Source organism: Arcticibacter tournemirensis (assembly GCF_006716645.1).
GTDB lineage: Bacteria > Bacteroidota > Bacteroidia > Sphingobacteriales > Sphingobacteriaceae > Arcticibacter > Arcticibacter tournemirensis.
In genome coordinates, this window is record NZ_VFPL01000001.1 from 2,029,830 (window position 1) to 2,048,728 (window position 18,899).

Annotated in this window: 24 protein-coding genes; all 24 read right to left on the minus strand. The window is 45.9% G+C overall.

Going from position 1 to position 18,899, the window contains the following annotated elements; genetic code table 11:
• Positions 1 to 206: 206 nt before the first annotated feature.
• On the minus strand, positions 207 to 1,880 hold the full coding sequence (locus BDE36_RS08540) for a hypothetical protein (RefSeq protein ID WP_141814524.1): 1,674 nt from the start codon (positions 1,878 to 1,880) through the stop codon (positions 207 to 209).
• Positions 1,864 to 2,523 carry a hypothetical protein gene (locus BDE36_RS08545; protein WP_141814525.1) on the minus strand — a complete coding sequence of 220 codons (660 nt, stop codon included), beginning with the start codon at positions 2,521 to 2,523 and terminating at the stop codon, positions 1,864 to 1,866. Before BDE36_RS08545 ends, BDE36_RS08540 begins: the two co-directional genes overlap by 17 nt.
• Positions 2,520 to 3,173 (minus strand): hypothetical protein, encoded by a 654-nt coding sequence (locus BDE36_RS08550; RefSeq protein ID WP_141814526.1) that lies wholly within the window; start codon positions 3,171 to 3,173, stop codon positions 2,520 to 2,522. Before BDE36_RS08550 ends, BDE36_RS08545 begins: the two co-directional genes overlap by 4 nt.
• 108 nt (positions 3,174 to 3,281) lie before the next feature.
• Positions 3,282 to 3,491 (minus strand): hypothetical protein, encoded by a 210-nt coding sequence (locus BDE36_RS08555; RefSeq protein WP_141814527.1) that lies wholly within the window; start codon positions 3,489 to 3,491, stop codon positions 3,282 to 3,284.
• Positions 3,491 to 4,051, minus strand: a complete 561-nt coding sequence (locus tag BDE36_RS08560; protein ID WP_141814528.1) for a hypothetical protein — start codon at positions 4,049 to 4,051, stop codon at positions 3,491 to 3,493. The genes BDE36_RS08555 and BDE36_RS08560 overlap by 1 nt, the downstream gene beginning before the upstream one ends.
• A 4-nt stretch (positions 4,052 to 4,055) precedes the next feature.
• A complete protein-coding gene (locus BDE36_RS08565; RefSeq protein ID WP_141814529.1) occupies positions 4,056 to 4,361 on the minus strand; it encodes a hypothetical protein in 306 nt (101 codons plus the stop codon).
• 53 nt (positions 4,362 to 4,414) lie between these two features.
• Positions 4,415 to 5,641 (minus strand): hypothetical protein, encoded by a 1,227-nt coding sequence (locus BDE36_RS08570; RefSeq protein ID WP_141814530.1) that lies wholly within the window; start codon positions 5,639 to 5,641, stop codon positions 4,415 to 4,417.
• 60 nt (positions 5,642 to 5,701) lie between these two features.
• On the minus strand, positions 5,702 to 6,856 hold the full coding sequence (locus tag BDE36_RS08575) for a head maturation protease, ClpP-related (protein ID WP_141814531.1): 1,155 nt from the start codon (positions 6,854 to 6,856) through the stop codon (positions 5,702 to 5,704).
• A gap of 59 nt (positions 6,857 to 6,915) precedes the next feature.
• Positions 6,916 to 7,347, minus strand: coding sequence for a hypothetical protein (locus BDE36_RS08580; protein ID WP_141814532.1), 432 nt, complete (start codon positions 7,345 to 7,347; stop codon positions 6,916 to 6,918).
• A gap of 10 nt (positions 7,348 to 7,357) precedes the next feature.
• Complete coding sequence (locus BDE36_RS08585; protein WP_141814533.1) at positions 7,358 to 7,870, minus strand: hypothetical protein; 513 nt, start codon at positions 7,868 to 7,870, stop codon at positions 7,358 to 7,360.
• A gap of 539 nt (positions 7,871 to 8,409) precedes the next feature.
• The gene (locus BDE36_RS08590; protein ID WP_141814534.1) at positions 8,410 to 8,607 is read right to left on the minus strand and encodes a hypothetical protein; all 198 of its coding nucleotides are present in this window, start codon (positions 8,605 to 8,607) and stop codon (positions 8,410 to 8,412) included.
• Between the two features lie 16 nt (positions 8,608 to 8,623).
• Positions 8,624 to 8,818, minus strand: coding sequence for a hypothetical protein (locus BDE36_RS08595; protein ID WP_141814535.1), 195 nt, complete (start codon positions 8,816 to 8,818; stop codon positions 8,624 to 8,626).
• A 2-nt stretch (positions 8,819 to 8,820) separates the two neighbouring features.
• Positions 8,821 to 9,033 (minus strand): hypothetical protein, encoded by a 213-nt coding sequence (locus BDE36_RS08600; protein WP_141814536.1) that lies wholly within the window; start codon positions 9,031 to 9,033, stop codon positions 8,821 to 8,823.
• Positions 9,030 to 9,854 (minus strand): hypothetical protein, encoded by an 825-nt coding sequence (locus BDE36_RS08605; RefSeq protein ID WP_141814537.1) that lies wholly within the window; start codon positions 9,852 to 9,854, stop codon positions 9,030 to 9,032. The genes BDE36_RS08600 and BDE36_RS08605 overlap by 4 nt, the downstream gene beginning before the upstream one ends.
• 2 nt (positions 9,855 to 9,856) lie before the next feature.
• Positions 9,857 to 10,297: a hypothetical protein gene (locus BDE36_RS08610; protein WP_141814538.1), complete on the minus strand. Its 441-nt coding sequence runs from the start codon at positions 10,295 to 10,297 to the stop codon at positions 9,857 to 9,859.
• 56 nt (positions 10,298 to 10,353) lie between these two features.
• Complete coding sequence (locus BDE36_RS08615) at positions 10,354 to 10,542, minus strand: hypothetical protein (RefSeq protein WP_141814539.1); 189 nt, start codon at positions 10,540 to 10,542, stop codon at positions 10,354 to 10,356.
• A gap of 3 nt (positions 10,543 to 10,545) precedes the next feature.
• The gene (locus BDE36_RS08620) at positions 10,546 to 13,053 is read right to left on the minus strand and encodes a hypothetical protein (RefSeq protein ID WP_141814540.1); all 2,508 of its coding nucleotides are present in this window, start codon (positions 13,051 to 13,053) and stop codon (positions 10,546 to 10,548) included.
• On the minus strand, positions 13,053 to 13,919 hold the full coding sequence (locus BDE36_RS08625) for a DNA adenine methylase (protein WP_161987581.1): 867 nt from the start codon (positions 13,917 to 13,919) through the stop codon (positions 13,053 to 13,055). Before BDE36_RS08625 ends, BDE36_RS08620 begins: the two co-directional genes overlap by 1 nt.
• Positions 13,916 to 16,123 carry a DNA cytosine methyltransferase gene (locus BDE36_RS08630; RefSeq protein WP_141814542.1) on the minus strand — a complete coding sequence of 736 codons (2,208 nt, stop codon included), beginning with the start codon at positions 16,121 to 16,123 and terminating at the stop codon, positions 13,916 to 13,918. The genes BDE36_RS08625 and BDE36_RS08630 overlap by 4 nt, the downstream gene beginning before the upstream one ends.
• The gene (gene dnaG / locus BDE36_RS08635) at positions 16,087 to 17,199 is read right to left on the minus strand and encodes a DNA primase (protein ID WP_141814543.1); all 1,113 of its coding nucleotides are present in this window, start codon (positions 17,197 to 17,199) and stop codon (positions 16,087 to 16,089) included. Before dnaG ends, BDE36_RS08630 begins: the two co-directional genes overlap by 37 nt.
• Before the next feature lie 373 nt (positions 17,200 to 17,572).
• Positions 17,573 to 17,941 (minus strand): hypothetical protein, encoded by a 369-nt coding sequence (locus BDE36_RS08640; protein WP_141814544.1) that lies wholly within the window; start codon positions 17,939 to 17,941, stop codon positions 17,573 to 17,575.
• Between the two features lie 197 nt (positions 17,942 to 18,138).
• Positions 18,139 to 18,327, minus strand: coding sequence for a hypothetical protein (locus tag BDE36_RS08645; RefSeq protein ID WP_141814545.1), 189 nt, complete (start codon positions 18,325 to 18,327; stop codon positions 18,139 to 18,141).
• The gene (locus BDE36_RS08650) at positions 18,327 to 18,662 is read right to left on the minus strand and encodes a DUF4406 domain-containing protein (RefSeq protein WP_141814546.1); all 336 of its coding nucleotides are present in this window, start codon (positions 18,660 to 18,662) and stop codon (positions 18,327 to 18,329) included. The genes BDE36_RS08645 and BDE36_RS08650 overlap by 1 nt, the downstream gene beginning before the upstream one ends.
• 11 nt (positions 18,663 to 18,673) lie before the next feature.
• A complete protein-coding gene (locus BDE36_RS08655; protein WP_141814547.1) occupies positions 18,674 to 18,898 on the minus strand; it encodes a hypothetical protein in 225 nt (74 codons plus the stop codon).
• Between the last annotated feature and the right edge of the window lies 1 nt (position 18,899).

The window sequence follows — 18,899 nt, forward strand, 5'->3', positions numbered from 1 at the left end:
AACAATTGATACTGTTTTTATTAAATCCGAAATGAGACAAAATTCATTACACTCTGACACGATTGACCCCGCCACGCACTATCCGTGAGGGAAAGGGCAGATGGCACTTTCCGGGATATATGACAGGGGGGGGTAGGGGCAGGCGGTCGCCGCCTCGGCGTTGTTTTATGGGTTTGAAGCGCATGTGATAGTGTGTGAGGGAAAGGTTAAGAGGTAACCATGTCGAGCAGCGGGTCCTCATATCCATACTCGGTACGGAAGCGACCAATGTACAGAGTCTCCCAGGCATCACCCAGGTGAGGCGCATCCTGCGGACGTACCTTCGATCCCTTTCGCTCTGTGGTCTTAACCTTCTTATGTTTGTTACCAATCTTGTATACTCCTGTTTGGTTCATCGATATCAGCAGCTGCTCGCAGTTGTCGCGGTTGAACCGTGCTGGCTTGAACTTAGGGTCTTTCTCTGCGAATACTTCCTCCCATAGGCGGTACCGTACATCGTGCTCGGGCTGCTGACCTATATAGTGTCGGTTAACGCTCCATCCTTTGAGTACCAGTCTACTGCATACCACATCGGCCAATGTCTCCAGTCGTGTTGAGTCGGTACCCATAGCCGTATGATCATAGTAGTAGTTCACTACATTACAGCTGTGCTTATGGTATTCATAATATAGGCTGAACTCATCAACCATATCGGTGAGTACCTTACCCTCATCACCGAGTACAAACATTGAATTCAGGGTAGCATAAAACTTCTGCTTATCCTGACCAACAACCAGACTCTTAATAGCAGCGTTGTAGTCCATAGCTATATCAAGCGCTTTCCCCTTCACCAGGTCGCCATCCTTCCGGCAATCCTTGATTAATCCGTTAGGAAGATATAGTCCGAGCGAATCGATGTGGTTATAGTCGTAAGAAGTATATCCATGATATTCAGCATCCAGCATGTGAAAGAAGCCATCAGGGGTGCCGATGTTCTTTAGGTTAAGGATTGACTGATCGAAAACGTGCTGCTTCAGCTCACGCATCCACTGATTGATTTTCTTAACCCCTAAGATCTGGATGTTTTCGAGCGTTGATGCTTCCGAGTACCAAACCAGCCCCGGGTCATCATCCCCGCCTGATCCGCGCCTCAATTCGTTTAGCGCGATATAATAGTTTGTGATCTTGCGGGCTAAGTAGATCTTTCGTGGTTTTGTTGTCCTGGGATGGTTATACTCCTGGACCATCTTGTAATACTCGATCTGTATGCTGATCACCTGCGCCACCATGTCATGATCAACCAGATTAGCCTTTTCCAGAATCCATTTACCCGAATTCTTTGTCGGCATATCGGTATACATCGTAACCATGTGGTGCTCTGCGAAATGACCGAAAAGTTCGTCGTTACCACGATTCGCAGGGGCCACTTCTTCAGAGTACTGATCGAAGTTCAGGAACTTCACCTCATCGGCGACAACTGCATCCAATGACTTCGCATTCGCCAAACCGCTGCGATCCTGGCTGATCATATAGAAAACGTGCCCGTTCCACCAATAAATATAGTGTTGCGGGTCTAAGGCTTTATAAATAGGGTCGTCAATTTTGAAACGCTTATCAGGCCTTTCCCTCACCCAGTAATGTTTGCCTCGTTGATATCCGAACTTTTCCCAGGCTTTAAACAGAGGAGGGAGCGTGCGGTCCAGCAACTGGGCGTACGTTTCGGCAACTATGCCGGTGGTGCCCCGGGGCATTACGTTCGCACCCAACGACGACCGGTGCGCGATCGGCTCGTCGGTCTTTCCTGTAGCTCGCCCCCATACGCCGTATTCCTCTTTTGCCTGGATCAGACGCGAAAGCTTCTGCGGCTTATTCAGCCATATTTGCTTAGTCTCCGTCACCATCTTCAGGCTCAATTATTTCGGTGCTTTCAATAAGCTTATCCAGCTTGTTTTTCTTTCGTTTTGCAAGGATGGAAGCAACAACTTCCTCCACGTTCTCAACTTTCTCAAAGCCCAGCTCAGAAGGATCATCGACGATCACCAGTTGCGGGATTTGTATTTTGGAGTAATCAGGGAGATCCGGATCATCGTTGTAGATGCCCTTAATCTCAGACAACGTTTTGAATATCGCCGCTGCAGCTTTATAATCACCCATGCTGCGGGCTTCGAAAAAGAGCTCTTCGCCCCACTCGATCATCACGCCGCGTGCGTATTCCTTTTCATCGCGATCGTAGGTAGACAGGAAGAAACGTTTTGCATGAGCAATATCGGCGCGTGCCGTACGTACCGAAACCTTATAATGTGATACCAGGTAGTCGGTGAGCCTGCTGATATTGTAAGGCCTTGTAATTTCGTTGTTACCTTTTTTTACCAGCTCACCAGATCGTAGCAACGAATCTGCTTTCTTCCATCGTTCCAGCATTTTTTGCTGATCTTCCGGCAGCTCGTCGATCTTATTTTCGAGATACGCCTTCAGGATGACATCATAAGTCGTTTCCGGCTTAATATCACGCGGTTTCAGTAGTCCAGCCAGTTGAGGAATCATTCTTCACCCCCTTTCAGCTCTTCGAGGCGCCTGAGCTTGTCAGCTATCAACTTTTCGGTTTTCGCCCTGTCTTTATATTCCGGATCAGCCAGACGCTTGCGCGCTTTGCTCAGAGACACGTAAATCTGTTGCATCTCCTTTTCGCGGGATGGCTTTTCAGGTTCAGGTATAATCTCGAATGTTCCGTGCTCCTGGTAGTAGTCTATCAGTGACCAGATTTCTTCTTTTTGCTGATGAAGCCTGAGCACCTGCTTAGCTGTTTGGAAAAGTACGTTCTTGTCATTGCTCAGGTCGAGGATCGCCATATTCCGGTCGAGCTGCATCACGATATCATTTCGCCGTTGCAGGAGGAAGAGGTAACGGGCATGATCTTTCTGGTTAGGCGCTGCCTTTTCAGCCGTTTCAGCCGTTGCCGGTTGTTGCGTAGTTACCGGAAGTGTAACGGCCTCTGTAGGCTTAATCTCTTCCGTTGCAGGTGAAGCAGGCGCAAGCTTTTCGAGCTCAGCGCGCAACTTCGATACATTGTATGGCGTGGGGCCTGCGCTTGTTAAAAGCTTTTTGAAGAAACTGTTAGCGCCGTACTTCTCGTAAAGTTCAGCACCCTTGTAAAAGTCATGATCATTCAGCAGCCACGCATTTATTTCCTGCATGACCAAAGATGCAGAGGGAAAGGTAGGAGGGAAAGGACAGGGGAAAGCAACAAAAAAGCCGCCCGTTTCCGGACAGCTCTCTGAATCAAACCAATTAACTATTATCCCTTAACTAAATTTCGTGCTTTTCTTTTTCGAAGTGGTGACTATTTTACGGATGTACCGGCTGTTAAGTTTCACCAGCTGCTCGGCCTGATCGAGTGTTATCCGCCTGAAATCGATATCACCTATCCTGCTATGAAGCAAAGGCGATTCCGTATTTACGACTTCAAACTTTCCCCGAATCTCCGGGCTTAATTCGAAACTGAGCTTTTCCATTACGGTGCTGCTGGAGCTGGTAACTCGCCCTGATAGTCGTACATCGGAACGACGTCAAAAGCTTTTAACGTTATTTTTAATCCAACTTCGGCAGTAGGACCTACTCCGAAACCTCCTGCGATATCCTGAACCTTTGCCGGCATCGCTTTGCACCCGATCTGCCAGAAACCTGTAGTCTGACCAATCCGGCGGATTAACAAGATGAAACGCGTGTTTTTAATCGCTGCAGCTCCTCCGATCAGCTTTGCCGTTACCTGGGGGATCATCAGCTCGACATCCGTTTCGAATATCTTCGAAAGTTCCTCGCCAGATAGCTTCGTGGTTGAGCCAGACTTATTAAAAAGCGGCTGAACCTCGATAGGTGCCTTCGCAGCCTTCAGTACGTGGTCGGTCGTAATCGCAACCAGGCTTTCAGGAGTAGTACCGTTGGTAACAGGTTTAGCTTCCGTCTGTATAAAGCTGAGAGGGATCAGATACGCCTGCTCCTGTATGCCTGATGCATTTTCTAACCCGTCGGTAAATTCGAATGCCAGGGGTGTGATATTTGAATAATCCTGCATAATGTTAGTCCTCCATAACTGTTACAGCCGAAGATCCCTTCTTTATTAGGGCAGATATCAGTTTTTTGTCCTTTGATAGCTGCTCTTTGTTGAGACCTTCAACGCCGAAATTGACCTTAACTTTTTTCTTATCTACGACAACTACGTACTGCTTAGGTCCGGCGTTTATCGCTTCATTTAACTGATCAACTGCATCTTTTGCAATATCTTCAGCACATTTCTTTTCAGCAGTTAACGTTTCGATGGTAGCCTCCTGACCGGCTATAAATTCAAATGCCTCCTCCAGCGATTTAATTTCTTCTTTCTTCATTTTTATCGAAATAAATTATTTTGACTTAAGTGGGGACAAGCCCCACTCGTTAATTAATCCTCGTCGCTAATAGACATATCATCCGGATCCTGGAAGTTGAAGCCTAAAGTGGCTGCAATACCCATATCAAGGTGATATACGCCAGGAATGATATTTACTTCGTTGAGGTCGCTAAGCAAGTCAGTTCCTCCTAAAAAGTTTTCTTTACCGCCTGCAAATAACATGTTCGAGCCATTCTGCCAGGTTGTAGGAACAATTCGGCACTTCCTTCCGGTATTTGCTAGATACATCAAGCCGCTGCCGTCATTCTCAGTGTACTTTCCAACTTTGTTTTCAAAGTCGTCCATAAGCTCCTCAACTCGGTTAAGCGGAGCGTAAAGATTAGCGCCTTTAGCTTTTCTTGCTGGAGACAAGGCCCTGAATACCTTCTTAAATGCTGGGTAAGCATCGAGACCAGCGATCGAGACCACTCTTTGGAATTCATCGTTTGCACGTGCCTCTTTGAAGTGAGTGCCTAACCCTTTGCATACGGCAAGATCATTCGCATCTTCCCATTTATCCGGATGCGTAATAGGAGATTCTCCTGCGAGTGTGATCTCTTTTGCAATGAAATATTGTATCTCATCGTTTTTTGAGATTTTAATTTTGGCTCCTACGGCATAAGGAACTGCCGGATTGAATGCTGCGAAAGCAGCTTTACCTAAACCAAAAAAGGCTGTTCTATCGTTCAATTCTGCCGCGTCGTGTTCTAAAACCGACTTGATTGTATACTGTTCGAACGGTATTTTGTTGTTTTTTGATCCTTCACCTGCTCCACGCTGATCGGCAAAATAGGAGATGCGATATTTCCTCGGGTCAATCCTTAAGTCCCTTTGCATCTGCTCAACAACAAGCTGCCTGGGGTCGTAATCGATGTCGTTTGCCGCAGGACGGAATACCCCAGTATAAGGCTTAAATCCGTTCCGGATAGTAAGTTGCGTTAGAGTGAGGACATTCTTAACATTTGGCACCATCGTGATATCATTCATAATATCCATCGAGTTAACCAGTTTGGTAAATACTCCCGCTTTTACCTTCCCTAAATACGTAAGTATCTTACTTACATCAGGGTTAATGTCGTTTCTAAGAACGCCATCAGGCCTTTTAATTAATCCGGTGACCAGAAATACTCCGGCTATTAACAGGAATGGTATTCCCGTAATGTTTGAAATAAAAGCAGCCATAAATAGCATTGCAATCATCGCAACAACTATCTGCGTTTTCAAAAATCTATCTTTCATCGTTAAAGTGTGTGACTTAGCGTCTGTTTAAATTAATTCTTCTTAATGGACCTAAATGATCTAAGGAATCATATTCTGAAGTGCCTGAATCTTTTCGTATTCGAGGTCCTGCGGAGTCTTAATAACCTTATCATCTTTGTTTCCTTCACCAGCAGTCTTGTCGCCTTCCTCTTTAGGAGGGGTATCAGGGTTTTCGGCAGCAGCATCCAGTTTTGTTTTCTGCTCTGAGATGGTTGCCTCGTGAGCGGTGATCTTGTTCTTCAGGTTCTGAATCTCGGTATCCTTAGCGCTGATACTAGCTTCGAGGCCTACAACCTTAGCAGCTGCTTCTATCGTTTCCTGCATATCAGCATCCAGCACAAAGGAAACGCCTGAAATCCCTTCGGCTTCAATTTCGTCATTTACCGCTTTCACCTGGTCGGCGGTAATGGCTGCAGCTGCTACTTTAGCCAGCGCAGACAGGCTTTTGAATTTGTTTGTGGTGATTAATCCCATATCGGTATTAGAGTTTTGCGGGTTAAAAAAGTCCTTTACTCCCTCGATTACTTTGTCAAGGAAGGACTGAGACGGTTCTGAATTGTAGTTTTGGAAGAAAGCGACCAACTCATCGCGACTGATGTTCTTCAGGTTTTTAGGTACCTCTTTAGCGTCGTAATCTTCGATCACGTCGACCAGTCCCGAGTCTTTCGCTTCCGTAGGAGTGAAGAAGTTATCCTCGAAGTTCATCCAGTTGGACATTACGAAATCTTTATCCTTTCCTGATTTCGACACAATAAGGTCGCAAAGTATTTCGTCGTGCTTATCCATCATACTGGCAGCGCTTCGAAGATCTTTTGCATTGCCGTATACACCGCCCAGAACGTTATGACACATTAGAAGCGATCCCTTTGCAGCATGACTTGTTTTGCCAGCCAGGAAGATCATGAACCCCATCGAGTAAGCGATGCCGTCACAATAGGTATGCGTGTCAGCCGATGACGACCTGATCACGTTGTACATAGGGAGGCCATCCCAAACCGAGCCACCAGGGGAATTGATATGAATATCGATTCTGCTGAATTCCCGTTCGAGGATTTTAAACTCCAAAACGAATTGCTTAGAGTCATTTCCCTGCTCCCATATCGAGGCTCCGATAATGCCGTAAAGGAATATCTCCCCCTTGTTTTCGGCCTTATTATGAACAACTGAGTAAAATGGTTTCTTCGTTACTGACATTGAGCCTTTGTGCTTAAAGCCCAAAAATCAGCAACGAAAACAGCCTCCGAAAGGACAGGCTAGGAGGTATAGGCAGGATGAGCCTGATCTATTTTAAATTGCATCTGCTGCCGGTTTTCATCAGCGAACTTTTCGCCGGTGCCGCCGTTTAGCGACACGGTAACTGGTTCGTCTGGCGCGCCGATGATATAGATCCTCCCGTTCATATCCGTAATGCGCATCACGGCGCCGCTTGCCACGTAGCGGTATAACGTATTATCAACCGACTCCCGAAGGTTGTGGATCTTCAGGCCTCCGCTATAGGTGTAAACCGGACCGTTGTCAGTGTCCGACACCTTCAGGTTGAGTGAACCAGACTGGTCATCGAGCGGAAGAGACAACCAGGTATACCCGATTGCCAGTACGGCAGGATTAAAAGAGGAAAAGGAAAACGGAAATGCGATTTCACATATAGCTATACTGCCAATATTATCGCCTTCATGAAAGTTCATATGATCGAGATTAAAATGTGAGAATTAGCTGAGGGATGAAAGGCTCAGGCGCATGCTTCCGCTCATCGATTCGCTGACGGTTCCGGTAATACCAACGCTTCAGGGCATCGAACGAAAGCTCATCCTCGCTGATATCATAAAAGTCACGGAAGCGGATAATATTATAATCTACCACGCTGTCGATCTTTCCCGGGTGCGCATGGATAAACCTGAACATCTCTTCTTTCAGGTGATCGTCAACGTCCTCGTTAAACGCAAGAATATTCTTTTCGCTGATAAAGGAGCCTTTCGTTTTGCGCAACGAAGAACCCACGTATATCGGGTAGCCTACAAAGTTCTTATCATCAATCATTCGCTGAGAAGGGCGAACCTTCGAAGGGTCCATCTTTTCGTGCTTCTCCAGCATCAGCCGAAGCAGGTGAGGGATGTAACCTCGTGAAGAAACTGCCAGTTGCTTTCCGAACTGGACCTCCAAATACTTTTTAATGTGTGGCCTAACCGGTAGTAATATTTTTGCGTCCATTGATGATGTATACAATGCGCAACGAAGGGAAAAACGGGGGATTTGGAAAGACTAAATATAAGCAGAATAAAGAAAAAAAAATTAAAATTCTTCTCTGGCCGAACGATTTTGCGAAAAAGTGTTCCAAACGCTCCAAAGCGCTCCAATTGTTCCAAAGTGTTCCAAAGGGCTTTTTAGAGTAAAATCTTAGTTTAAATAAAATAAACAATGATTAATATGTCCTTTGGAGCCTTTGGAGCATTTGGAGCACATTTTTTGATTTCCAGAAGAGTGACACGTAAATGCACATTTTTATTTCGCTACCTTCGCCAGAGCAGGCAAGAACACGGTTTTTATCTTTTTTTTCGAAACTGGTTTTTGTTTTACGTCCTTTGGAGCAAATAGGAAGTGTTCCAAAGCAAAGCCGAAAAACGGGCAAAAATGGGCTTTTTGCTTTGGAGCGTTTGGAGCACTTTCGCCAAACGTGGTGTTTTTTCGTTAAACGAAAATAAAAAAGCCCCTGTTACGGGGCTTTGAGTAGTTGAATAGAGGCAATGCTTTTAAAATTCGTCCGATATAACCAGGCAGTCAACGACCGCCTCTTCATCTTCAGGAATATCATCTCCTCCAAATGTTACCGGCCGAACTTCTATTGTTTCCGACATTCCGTACCGGCATTCGTCGTTTGTTTGCTCGACCATCACGTCCATATGATCCGGAAGATCAGCAATGATTGTTTTTAATTGTCCTATAGTCATTTTATGATCCTTTCTGTTAATCAATAAGTTTTAAATCCCTTCCATTGAAAACGTAGAAGGAATTATATTCTCCTTCGATCGCCATAGCCCAACCTGCACTAGTATGCTCAACATCCTTTACCTCACCAACTTCATTTACGTGAGGGTGATCCTTGCCTGTTATCAGCACTCTTCTGCCGATCCAGCGTTTTTTGAATTCTTCTAGGTCCATTTTTATAATTCTATTATTTCCACTCTGATTATACTGATGCTAGCGATCCCGATATCGCCCAATCCTTCCATTCGTCTCTGAACTTTAATCACTTCGATTGCCTCGGTCATGGCCTTTTCCCGAATGACTCTCATCTTTTCTGAAGATGCTGCGAAACGTCCGTCATACTTTTGTCCGTCGAACGTTTCAGCGTGAAAGTCGATAAAAGTAATCATGCCGTTACACCCCTTTCCATCTTTGCCAGCGCAGCGGCCTTTCCGGTAGTGCTGAGAACTTCAAACTCAACTACCCATACGAAATGATTAGCATCAAGACTTTCAGCTCCGTTGATCGACTGCCATAGGCTGAAGAACGAATGATGAGGGAATAAGAAAAAGCCTTTCGGATTCAGGTAGTCTTTATATCCAGGAGTAAATCCGTCTACCAATTCAATAATATCGATCCCCTCAGCTCTTGCATCATCCATTGATATTCTATTCAGTCTTTCAACCCTGATACTTTTTACCTGCAGCCAGATTCGGGAAAAATCTTTGAACATATGAATCGCAGGCCGATTTTTTAAAGGACACTTCTTACCCTTCCAGCTTCCATCATTATTCAGCTTTATATGCTTTTTCTCCATTTCATCAAAAACCCATTTAATGTACTTTTCTTCCCTTTCTGTATCCTCAAAATAACCCCTCCTTTCGCTTGCATCCGCTTTGTATTTAATGATGAACTCTGAATCGTCCGAATCCGTCCATCCTAATGGCTGAAAGTTTTCACGAACCCACAATAGGTCGCCCTGATTACCATACGGACATGTAGCAGTTTTGAATAAAAGGTCTATTTCTTGCGGATAGTAATTACGAAATATTACTTTTTTCCTTTGATTGTCATCCCCTAATAATACAGCTTTATCGTCATTGGAATACTCATATGCCCAGGCGCGTTCGTTAATTACTTCAAGGCCTCTGGTCCTTCTGGTCATCGTCTTTCTGCCATCCAGCAAAGCCAACACCATAGGCGTGCTGAATAAAATAGGAATCTCTTTCATCGCTAAAAATCTTCGATTAAAAGGTTTTGGGAGGTAAAGACATGATCTGCATATATTCTTTTAGAAAAGAATGCTCTTTTAAGAGATGTAACTTCTAGTATTGCCTGGTATTGCCTACCGTTATTGTGTCTGATATTAGTCAATGGCTTTATAATAGCCTCTTCATGAAAACTTAGTTTTGACAGCGCATCTTTTATCTCTACAGCAAGGGATACACTGGATAAAGTACTACAAAGACTATATTCTCCTCTAGAAATTTCGAGAATCGTATCATCAAAAACCCGTTCAAGGTTCTTCGACATTGCCAACGTCTTTTTAGCCTGGGCGAAATCTTCAGGATTCTTCGATTTCTTAGCCTTGCTGATCTGCTCAAAATAAAGCTTCTGCGCATTCCGCATCTGTTCACCCTGAACAGCTACGCTTAGTAAAGAGTACTTACTCATAATAAATTGATTTTAGTTATTGATTACTGGGCCGAAACCCAAATGATTCTATTTTTCTACTTCAACTCCCTCATCTTTTCAGCAGCGACCGTCTGAACATCACCTCCAGCGACCGGCGTCAGCTCGTAGGACTCAACCCTGTACTTAGCCAGGAAGCCTTTCCCCCAAATCGCTGTAACCTGGTAAGTGATCAGATCTTTGCCTTTATAGGCTTGCCACTTCGAGTTAAGCGAGGGATTGACCATTTCTTAAAATGCCGCTTCCTGCGGTGCCGTGGTAAACGGACCTGCGCTATTGATTTCCACTTTTGTTACTTCGATGCTGCGGGAAGTCTTTTCGCCGAACTGGCGCTCCAGGTAGTTCCCCGTAACCGTCACCGGCCTGCCTTTAATCAGGCTCGTTTGCAAGTCCAGATCCGGAGCAAAACATTTAATGTTCAGCACCTTGATCACGCGTTTCCCTTCGGCGGTATCGTAACTCAAATCCTGCTCTACTTCGAACATAACTTTCGGAACCCCGAGAACCTCCTGAATATTGGCGTCGTACTTCACCACACCAACGATCGTGCGCTCTTCGCTCAGGTCGGCGCTGATCCGCACCAGGTTCACATCGATCATGTCGTAATCGAACACATACGAGCTGGTAACCGAGGTCTTTCCCTTCGACGTTCGGAAGCTGCTGCCCTTATTCGTGCCGATAAAATAGGGCTGATCCTTCATGTACGTTTGGATCGTTTCCTTATTAATCCCGTTCTTTCCCTGCCTGCGGATATGCTCCATGTACAGCGGATGAACAGCATCCAACCTCAGGAATAGCAGGCGCTTAGGCTCCTCAAATTTCTTAACCTCCGCTTTTTTACGGTCGACCATGATCGACACGTCGCTCTTTGTCTCGATCTTAAACTCGCAACCTTCGAACAGCACCTCCTGATCAAGCAGGAACTCAACCATCTTCCAGAAGGAGGCGAGACTATCGCTTTCGCTGATGTGACTGCTCAGCGCCATGATCTTCTCTTTGCAGTAGCCGAAAAAGTCGTCGAGGCTAAAAGGGAAAGCAATCTTATCGTTCAGCAGCTTCACCATTGTCAGCGTCGTGCAGTAGTTTCGCAGGATGCGTGCCTTCACCGTAACACCCTCATCCGAAATGCTCTTTGTCATTTCCTTGCACGTTTCGCCAAACACCTCCGGATATTTCGTCGCGATAAACTGCCGGTGCCAAAGCAGTTCGACCAGCACACCGCCTAAACCCTGCTTTTCAAACTCCTTCAATCGCTCGTAGTTTGCTATCTGCGATTCAGTACGGTTATTGTTTTCTCGGAACGCCTCCAGAATACACCTCGTTGTTACCGCATTATCATCCTTGCTGCTGAGGTACTGACCCACAATCACCACCGTGCAGTTAATCTTCTGCGTTTTGGTTTTATCCTTCTGTCCGCGGCCCTTTTCCCTTCCTTCACCGTCGAACGCCGCTTTCAGCGCCCTGAACCATTCCTCCTTAATCGCATTCTCATCGAACTCGTTAAAAACTACCGGACAGTTGCGAAAGCGTTCCAGCCTGCTGAAGAACGCGAAGTCGGTACCCTGGTTAAGGTTAAACGCTGGCATTTCGTGGAAGAAGAGGTTTGAAACCGATTCCGCATATTTACTCTTCCCAGCCTGAACAGCGCCGTAAGCGTATAGAAGAGGGCAGAAGTTATCAACCTTAAACACCACATCCCTGAAGAGGCTCACCAGCGCATACGCAACGCCCATCCATCCGGACTTATCGTACACCGCCGACATAAGACGTGCCCACTCTGAAAACGAAACCGAAGGATTGTAATAGCTCAGGTACCGGTCGTTCTCATAAATGTCATCTTCCGCCCGAACCTCCTTTTGTATCGAACTTGCGCTCATGCTCAGGAAGTTCGTGCCGTTCACATCGGCATAGCCGTACTCGTTAAAATCAACCAGCTCGCCGCGGCTATCATCCGTTTTCAGGTTCACAATCTTATTACTGAAAGCGAAGAAACCTTCAGGTTGCCATCCTAACGTTTTCAGCTCGTAGCAAGTTGGATACTCCTTCATAAAGGCCGCTTTCAGGCGGTTCAAATGAGATTTCGAAAATCCGTCGATCGTGATAAAGTTCCCTTCGTTGCCGAGTATAGTTTCGAACACCTCTGCGCTGATGAAAGCCTTTGTAGGAAGCTGAAGAACAACCTTTTTAAAGCCGTTATCTACTTCCGTAAGTCGCCGGTTGTCAAGATCATTCTGAGCATACACGTGGATCAGCGGGCGCATCGTGAAATTTGTATACTTTACGAGGTAGTTGTTTCCCTTGTGGAAGTAGATGCCCGTATTCGGCCCGTCGACCCTGCAATCGAAACCCTGCTCATACAGCTTCTCCGCATCAACCCACTTCGGCAATGCTGTTTCATTCTCATCAAGTTCCTGCCCTTCCTCAGCATCTTCCCGTTCGTCGATAATCTTGTTAATCCGCTTTATCAGGTCGGCCGGCTTCAGCTTAAACTCTTTGCCAACCATGCCGGCATACTTCGTAATGGCGAAACTGTTGCCAGGTACCAGAGAGATCAGCCCGCACACCGTCTCGATCCGCTGGCTTATCTCGATCGGATCGTCTTTACCCCGGCTGAAGAAATCCGGCGCCAGACGGCTGTATAAATTCCCGATCGTAACCGCCCTGCGAAGCAGGTAGCTGGACTTGTACAGGATGCCGTCCTGCTTATTTTGTTGTATATAGGTTTGAATAGGATGCATTAGAAAAGTGTTAAGCGGTTCACTGTTTTGGGATTGTAGTTTGTCCAGAGGCATTCCTGCCTGTCCGATTTACTGATATTCCGTTTTGATACTGGAGCTTTATGTAAAAACCAATCTCCGTAAAGCGAATTCATCAGCTCGCAATCATAACCGCTCACCGCGACAAAAGCGTCGGTATTATGTAACTCAGCGGATAGCTCGCAATGATCCTCATTACTCATTTCAAAAGCGTAGTCTTTATCGTTCGTCCTGCTCTCATGCGGGTAAGGAGGATCAGCATAGATCAGAGTGTTCGGCGATGCGTAGTTTTTTATTACGTTCCTGAAATCGCGGTTCTCAATCTGGATGAGCTTAAGCGATTGCACCAGCATCTTTAGGTTTTTTACCTTATTGAGGTTTTTACTTATATACTCAGAAAGATTCGCCCGTGAATCTCTGGTAATAGTCGCCCATCCTTTGTTATGGTTTTGAGCGCCCATAGAAAACTTGCTTTGCATAGCGCGAACAAAAAACCGACGTGCCCGCTCTATGTCCGGCAATGATAGATCGATTCTTGCATTTTTATATTCCTCTCGGGAGTATGGTGTTAACTGTAAAAGATGTACCAGTTCATCCGGTTGATCCCTCAGAACCATGAAGAAGTTCACTACCTCCCCATTGATATCATTGGCGGTCATAATACGATGCGGCCGTATATTCAATGTAACCGCAAAACTACCAGCGAATAGATCCACAAATGAGTAAGCGTTCACGCATTCCAGCAAAGGAAGCAGCCAATCAAGGTGATAGTATTTTCCCCCTAAATAGCTGAAAGCAATCTGCTTTTTCCGCGATTCTGAAGCTCTAGTTATTATGTCAGTAGTCATGCTGCCCTCCTTATTTCTCTGATTCGTCCGCTCATCGTTTCGCACCATGCGGTTACGACGTGCGGAACAACGGAATTGCCGATAAATTTCTTTTGGTCTGACTGATTGCCGTGAAGCTTGTAATGAGCAGGAAAGCCTTGAATTAATTTCAACTCAGCAACCTTCAGCATTCGCATTTTTATATCTGCGATGCCATACATGATCATGAAGTCTATAATCTTAATCCGCACGGACTTTTCGGGTAGCATTACCTCAGTTCCCTCAAGCAGTGCCTCTATCGCATACAGGTATTCAATATCTTCGGATGTAAGAAATCCGGGGCAATTAATGAATATTACTTCGCCCTCTTCGCACTGCGCTAAATAAAGCGGCGCTTTATCCTGCCTTGCAACGATTACCGGTGAAGGTTGATCAGTTGATGTATTACAGCCCCCGTGAGAAGGATTTATAATATATGAATGACGGCGGCTTGCAAGCAACGATCGTTTCGGCTCGCTGATAGAACTGCCTACGTTGCTGTAGTTCGTGTCCATTATAAACGGCTCAACCTTTACGACGTTATGTTTTGCTCCGTGACCTGCTGTTATAGTCCTCATTGGCCTGTCTATGCCGAAGACATTTGCTTCAGGCAGTCCGCCGTTGTATTGAAGCATATAATATGTTTGTACTAACTGATGGTGATCGTTAACTGTTACAACCCCTGCAGGCTGCTCAATGGATTGATGATTGTTTTTGCCTGTGTAGGTTTTGTCAAGCCATACCGCCTGAACTTTAGTAAGCCGGTCTTTTGTCGTGATAGTTCCTGATGGATCGTCTACGGAGCTGATATTGTTCCCTTTTCCGTAGTATTTTGTTATAAAAGCAGGATTAACAATTGCAAGTTTATCTCTTGTAACTAACGTGGGAGAAGGATTTTCGATTGAATTAACATCGCTTGAATGATGGTAATTCATTATAAATTTAGTTTGAACAATTTCCTGATTCCCGCCTGTTGCGGTCAATGTTCTTGCTGGACCATCTACCGAAACAACTTTGCTTTCGGGTTCTCCTGAGTTTCTTTGTACCATAAACTTCGGTTGAACAATCGACTGTCCATCTACGCATGTAATAGATCCTGCCGGGCCAGTAACGGGGATAACTTTACCTTCAGGCTTTCCGCTGTAGTACTTAGCGATAAAAGACGTTGATACAAGAGCAGTCGCATCGCGCGTCGTAATAGTCCTCGCCGGACGGTTCAATTCGTAATTATTTGCACTGTTACTGCTGCATGCGTAGATCTGCTGTAAAAACTGATCCTTCCCCCCGGCAACGTACTTTATTAATCCCGCATATATCCTTTCGAGCGTTTTGTCAGATAACGGCTTCTTTCTCGTAAAAATGCTTTCCCCTTCATCCTCGAAGTCCAGTACATCCTTAACAGCTTTCCATTTTTTCAATCCGTCACCGAACAAGCTCTCTTTAACCGGTTTCTTTGCGTGCGTTGGTTCAGGCCAGACGATAGGGAGGCCATGTTTCGCGAAGCAGCCAAAGAGGCGGTTACGGGAAGTGTAAGCACCGTAATCAGCGCTGTTCATTTCCCTCCACTCGTCGTAATATCCCAGGCTGTTGATCCATCCTCTCCATTTCATCCAGTCAGCTCCGGATCGCTTGCTTAACGGCTTACCGTTTTCGTCAAGCGGCCCCCAGCTCATAAATTCAACTACGTTCTCTATTTGCACATAATCTGGGTTCAGCGCAATTATGTATCTCGGAAGATGCTCGGCAAGTGTGCGGCTATCTGCATCCCTCGGCTGTCCGCCTTTAGCTTTACTAAAGTTGGTGCATTCGAGTGATCCCCACAGTATAACCTTTGCATTCGGGTATATAATCCTGTATTTAATGAGAAGCGCCGAAAGTGGCGATAAATCAAGCGTCCTGATATCCTCCTCAAAATGCACGACCTCCGGATGATTCTCCCAGTGTGAACGGATAGCTTTAGCATCGTGATTTACGCAAGCAATAACAAGCGCACATTTGTGACCTTTAAGCTTCGCCATGTCAAAGCCTGTAGTCGTTCCCCCGGCGCCGCAAAACAAGTCAATTATGAGGAATTCAATTTCTTCAGGCTTAGCTACTATCTGCGGTCTGAAACCGCCCCCTTCAGCGTGCAGGAAATATTGCGCGTTTATCATGCCGCTACCTCCCCAACCTTCTGCTCGTCCCAAACATCAACTTCCAGCGCCCTCGTAAACGTATCAGGGTCCTGGCCTTCCGGAAGCTCGCACACCTCGACGCGAAGTCCGGCAATAGTGAGGATATCTATAGCGCGCAGGTTTGCTTTCCATCCTGCTTCGTCGCCGTCGCACAGGAGGATTACCGACGAACACAGCCGTTTCAGCTTCTTAGCGTGACTTTCGGTGATCGCGGTACCGCAGGGCGCAACGGTATTCGTCATGCCTGCCTGATGGAGGGTAATAACATCGTAGTAACCTTCGGTAATGATCGCGCAATTCTCTTTCCGGATGCTCTGTTTAGCCTGGTAAAGACCGTACAAAACCTCCTCCTTCCGGTATATCATCGACGCTTTGCTGTTGATGTACTTCGGATTCATCTTATTGCCATCTTCCTGCTTCCGGCCTCCGAAACCTACAATCTGCCCGCGCTCGTTATGTATCGGAAACATGATCCTGTTCACAAACATGTCTGTAACCTGCTCCTCCTTCGTTTTGCACAACCCTAAGTCGTTCGCCATTTGATACAGTCCCGCAGCGATCATCTTCGAGGAAAGAAAAGACGCATTATCAGGGGCGAAACCCAGCTGAAACTCGACAATAGAATCCTTGCTCAGCATCCGTTTCTCCACCAATTCCTCAACCGCCCAATGAGAAGAGTCTGGATTATTCAGATGAAAGAGCAGCTGCTTCTGGTAGTGTGCCGCAGCGCCTCGGTTCATGTCGTAAAGACTAAGCTTTTTCTCCTTAATCTCTTTGTCCTCTTCGTTCGCCTGAATCTCTTCCAGCGTCACATTAAACAAGTCGGCCAGCTTCCGTACAGTATCCGGATAGTCAAGATGTTCCTTATCCATCACCAGCTTAATCGCATCCCCGCCAGCACCGCAGCCGAAGCACTTAAATATCTGCTTCACAGGATTTATGTGAAAGCTGGGCGTGTTCTCTTCATGAAAAGGGCAGCAGGCCGTATAACCGGAGCCGCGTTTCTTAAGGTCGATATTAATATGATGAGCGACTTTCACAATGTCGATCACCTCCGAAAGTTCGTCGATTGATTTTTGAGCGATCATAGTTCTACCTCCTCACTTTTTCTGTTAGTAGTTTTTTCAGGATACTTCGGATTGTGGATCAACCATATTTGCCCGTCGTAAATCTGGTAAGTGCATAAACAGTTGACACATTTTACTTTAGTAGATTCCTCCGGTTGCAACATGAATCCAGACAGCTGCCGATATTCTACAGTACAGTATATAGAAGTCCGAATCTCAGTACCACACTCTGCGCATATAAATTGGCAGTCTATGTTGGCATCGGAGAGGTTTGTCCGCTCGTGCTCAAAATCGACTAGTCCGTTAATCATCTGCTTTTCGTAAGCACGGTGTTTTTGTAGAAACTTGATTTGTTCATCATTGCCGAATTCAAGTTTTTTACCCTTCACTGTATTCATGCCGCAGCCTCCTCTCTCACTAATTGCATTTTAGCCTCATCGCGTTTCAGCTTTTTAATCAGTCCGGTTACGCGAGACTGATGCTCTGCGCTGAGCGTGAAGAATTCGTAAACCTGGTCTTTATTATGCTCGATTGCTTCCCTCACGAGTTCCTTTTGTTCAGGAGCCAGTCCAGCGGTTAAGGTGCGGTCGATGGCATTTCGAAGTTTAACGGCAGCTTTCGTTGCAGCGGAGCAGGCGTTCCGCTCGTAGTTCTTTCCCTGCTCGCCGAATATGGTACCGAGAGCCTCGGCGTACTCGGCAAATGTGTCGGCGCTAAATAGTGTGCCGTACATCGTGTTCTTTTCAATTTCGTCTTTAGTCATGGCGATATGATTGTTCTGTTGTTACCTGCCCAACCGTTATATCTTCGATTCCTTTGTCCATTATAATATGCTTGCATGAGGATAGGCAGCATTCAACGTAAAGGATTCCGTTAGGGTACTGCTTTAGTATTCCGGTTTGTTCGCTTTTGCAAACGGGGCATTTAATGCGGGGGTGAGGTCCGTTAAAGTGTTTCATGTTAGTTGCAGCAGAAGTAAATTATTGTTAGTAAGAAGAACATGCCAGTCATCCAGTACGAATGTAGAAGCCATGTTTCACCAGATGTCAAGTCGTCCTCATCTTTTATCAGAGGAGTAGTCGGCCTTTCGAGGTCCTCGTCTTTTACCGGCGTTCCGTCGTGATTCCAGTCGTTTTCGTTCCAAACCATTACTTTTCGATTTTAGAGTTAAGTTCATTTATGAAAGCCTCGTAAAGCACGCAGCGAATTTGCAAAGCGCTTGCGATCGTAAATTCGAGCGTCGCGCCGATGCTGTCTTTGTAGTCGTCGAGCAGAATAACGACATCGCAATCCATAAGCACTTTGATGCATTCGCGCATGCAGCCGATCCAGTCGTCCGGCTTCCGCCCGTGGCAGACCTCATGCGGGTTCTTCACGTAAAAGCCACGTGCGCGAAGCTCCCTGGTCGCCGCCTCAAACTTCGGCTTATTCAGGTCGGGGAGACCTGATACTTTTCCGGCGATGTAAAGAATCGGTTTGTCCATAGTATTTTTAATTAGTCGTTGGAGGTCGGTTTTGTGAAGAGACGAATTAACAGTATCATCAGGAGTATCCAGAACATATCCAGGTATTCAAGCTCCGGAAAGTGTAGCTTAGGGGCTACTTCATTGTAGATGATGTGAATAAAATAACAACCTCCTGATAATGAAATAACTGACAGAGCAAGTCCGCCTACCAGTGTAATTAATAAACCTATAAATGATGAGTTTTTGATTTTCATT

What these genes read in the sequence shown, in the direction of transcription:
- dnaG (WP_141814543.1), bottom strand. Translation starts at nt 17,199, where the DNA reads ATGATCGCTCAAAAATCAATCGACGAACTTTCGGAGGTGATCGACATT.
- BDE36_RS08640 (WP_141814544.1), bottom strand. Translation starts at nt 17,941, where the DNA reads ATGACTAAAGACGAAATTGAAAAGAACACGATGTACGGCACACTATTT.
- BDE36_RS08590 (WP_141814534.1), bottom strand. Translation starts at nt 8,607, where the DNA reads ATGACTATAGGACAATTAAAAACAATCATTGCTGATCTTCCGGATCAT.
- BDE36_RS08610 (WP_141814538.1), bottom strand. Translation starts at nt 10,297, where the DNA reads ATGAGTAAGTACTCTTTACTAAGCGTAGCTGTTCAGGGTGAACAGATG.
- BDE36_RS08650 (WP_141814546.1), bottom strand. Translation starts at nt 18,662, where the DNA reads ATGGACAAACCGATTCTTTACATCGCCGGAAAAGTATCAGGTCTCCCC.
- BDE36_RS08620 (WP_141814540.1), bottom strand. Translation starts at nt 13,053, where the DNA reads ATGCATCCTATTCAAACCTATATACAACAAAATAAGCAGGACGGCATC.
- BDE36_RS08570 (WP_141814530.1), bottom strand. Translation starts at nt 5,641, where the DNA reads ATGAAAGATAGATTTTTGAAAACGCAGATAGTTGTTGCGATGATTGCA.
- BDE36_RS08605 (WP_141814537.1), bottom strand. Translation starts at nt 9,854, where the DNA reads ATGAAAGAGATTCCTATTTTATTCAGCACGCCTATGGTGTTGGCTTTG.
- BDE36_RS08615 (WP_141814539.1), bottom strand. Translation starts at nt 10,542, where the DNA reads ATGGTCAATCCCTCGCTTAACTCGAAGTGGCAAGCCTATAAAGGCAAA.
- BDE36_RS08655 (WP_141814547.1), bottom strand. Translation starts at nt 18,898, where the DNA reads ATGAAAATCAAAAACTCATCATTTATAGGTTTATTAATTACACTGGTA.
- BDE36_RS08575 (WP_141814531.1), bottom strand. Translation starts at nt 6,856, where the DNA reads ATGTCAGTAACGAAGAAACCATTTTACTCAGTTGTTCATAATAAGGCC.
- BDE36_RS08565 (WP_141814529.1), bottom strand. Translation starts at nt 4,361, where the DNA reads ATGAAGAAAGAAGAAATTAAATCGCTGGAGGAGGCATTTGAATTTATA.
- BDE36_RS08645 (WP_141814545.1), bottom strand. Translation starts at nt 18,327, where the DNA reads ATGGTTTGGAACGAAAACGACTGGAATCACGACGGAACGCCGGTAAAA.
- BDE36_RS08585 (WP_141814533.1), bottom strand. Translation starts at nt 7,870, where the DNA reads ATGGACGCAAAAATATTACTACCGGTTAGGCCACACATTAAAAAGTAT.
- BDE36_RS08540 (WP_141814524.1), bottom strand. Translation starts at nt 1,880, where the DNA reads ATGGTGACGGAGACTAAGCAAATATGGCTGAATAAGCCGCAGAAGCTT.
- BDE36_RS08625 (WP_161987581.1), bottom strand. Translation starts at nt 13,919, where the DNA reads ATGACTACTGACATAATAACTAGAGCTTCAGAATCGCGGAAAAAGCAG.
- BDE36_RS08580 (WP_141814532.1), bottom strand. Translation starts at nt 7,347, where the DNA reads ATGAACTTTCATGAAGGCGATAATATTGGCAGTATAGCTATATGTGAA.
- BDE36_RS08555 (WP_141814527.1), bottom strand. Translation starts at nt 3,491, where the DNA reads ATGGAAAAGCTCAGTTTCGAATTAAGCCCGGAGATTCGGGGAAAGTTT.
- BDE36_RS08545 (WP_141814525.1), bottom strand. Translation starts at nt 2,523, where the DNA reads ATGATTCCTCAACTGGCTGGACTACTGAAACCGCGTGATATTAAGCCG.
- BDE36_RS08595 (WP_141814535.1), bottom strand. Translation starts at nt 8,818, where the DNA reads ATGGACCTAGAAGAATTCAAAAAACGCTGGATCGGCAGAAGAGTGCTG.
- BDE36_RS08600 (WP_141814536.1), bottom strand. Translation starts at nt 9,033, where the DNA reads ATGATTACTTTTATCGACTTTCACGCTGAAACGTTCGACGGACAAAAG.
- BDE36_RS08550 (WP_141814526.1), bottom strand. Translation starts at nt 3,173, where the DNA reads ATGCAGGAAATAAATGCGTGGCTGCTGAATGATCATGACTTTTACAAG.
- BDE36_RS08560 (WP_141814528.1), bottom strand. Translation starts at nt 4,051, where the DNA reads ATGCAGGATTATTCAAATATCACACCCCTGGCATTCGAATTTACCGAC.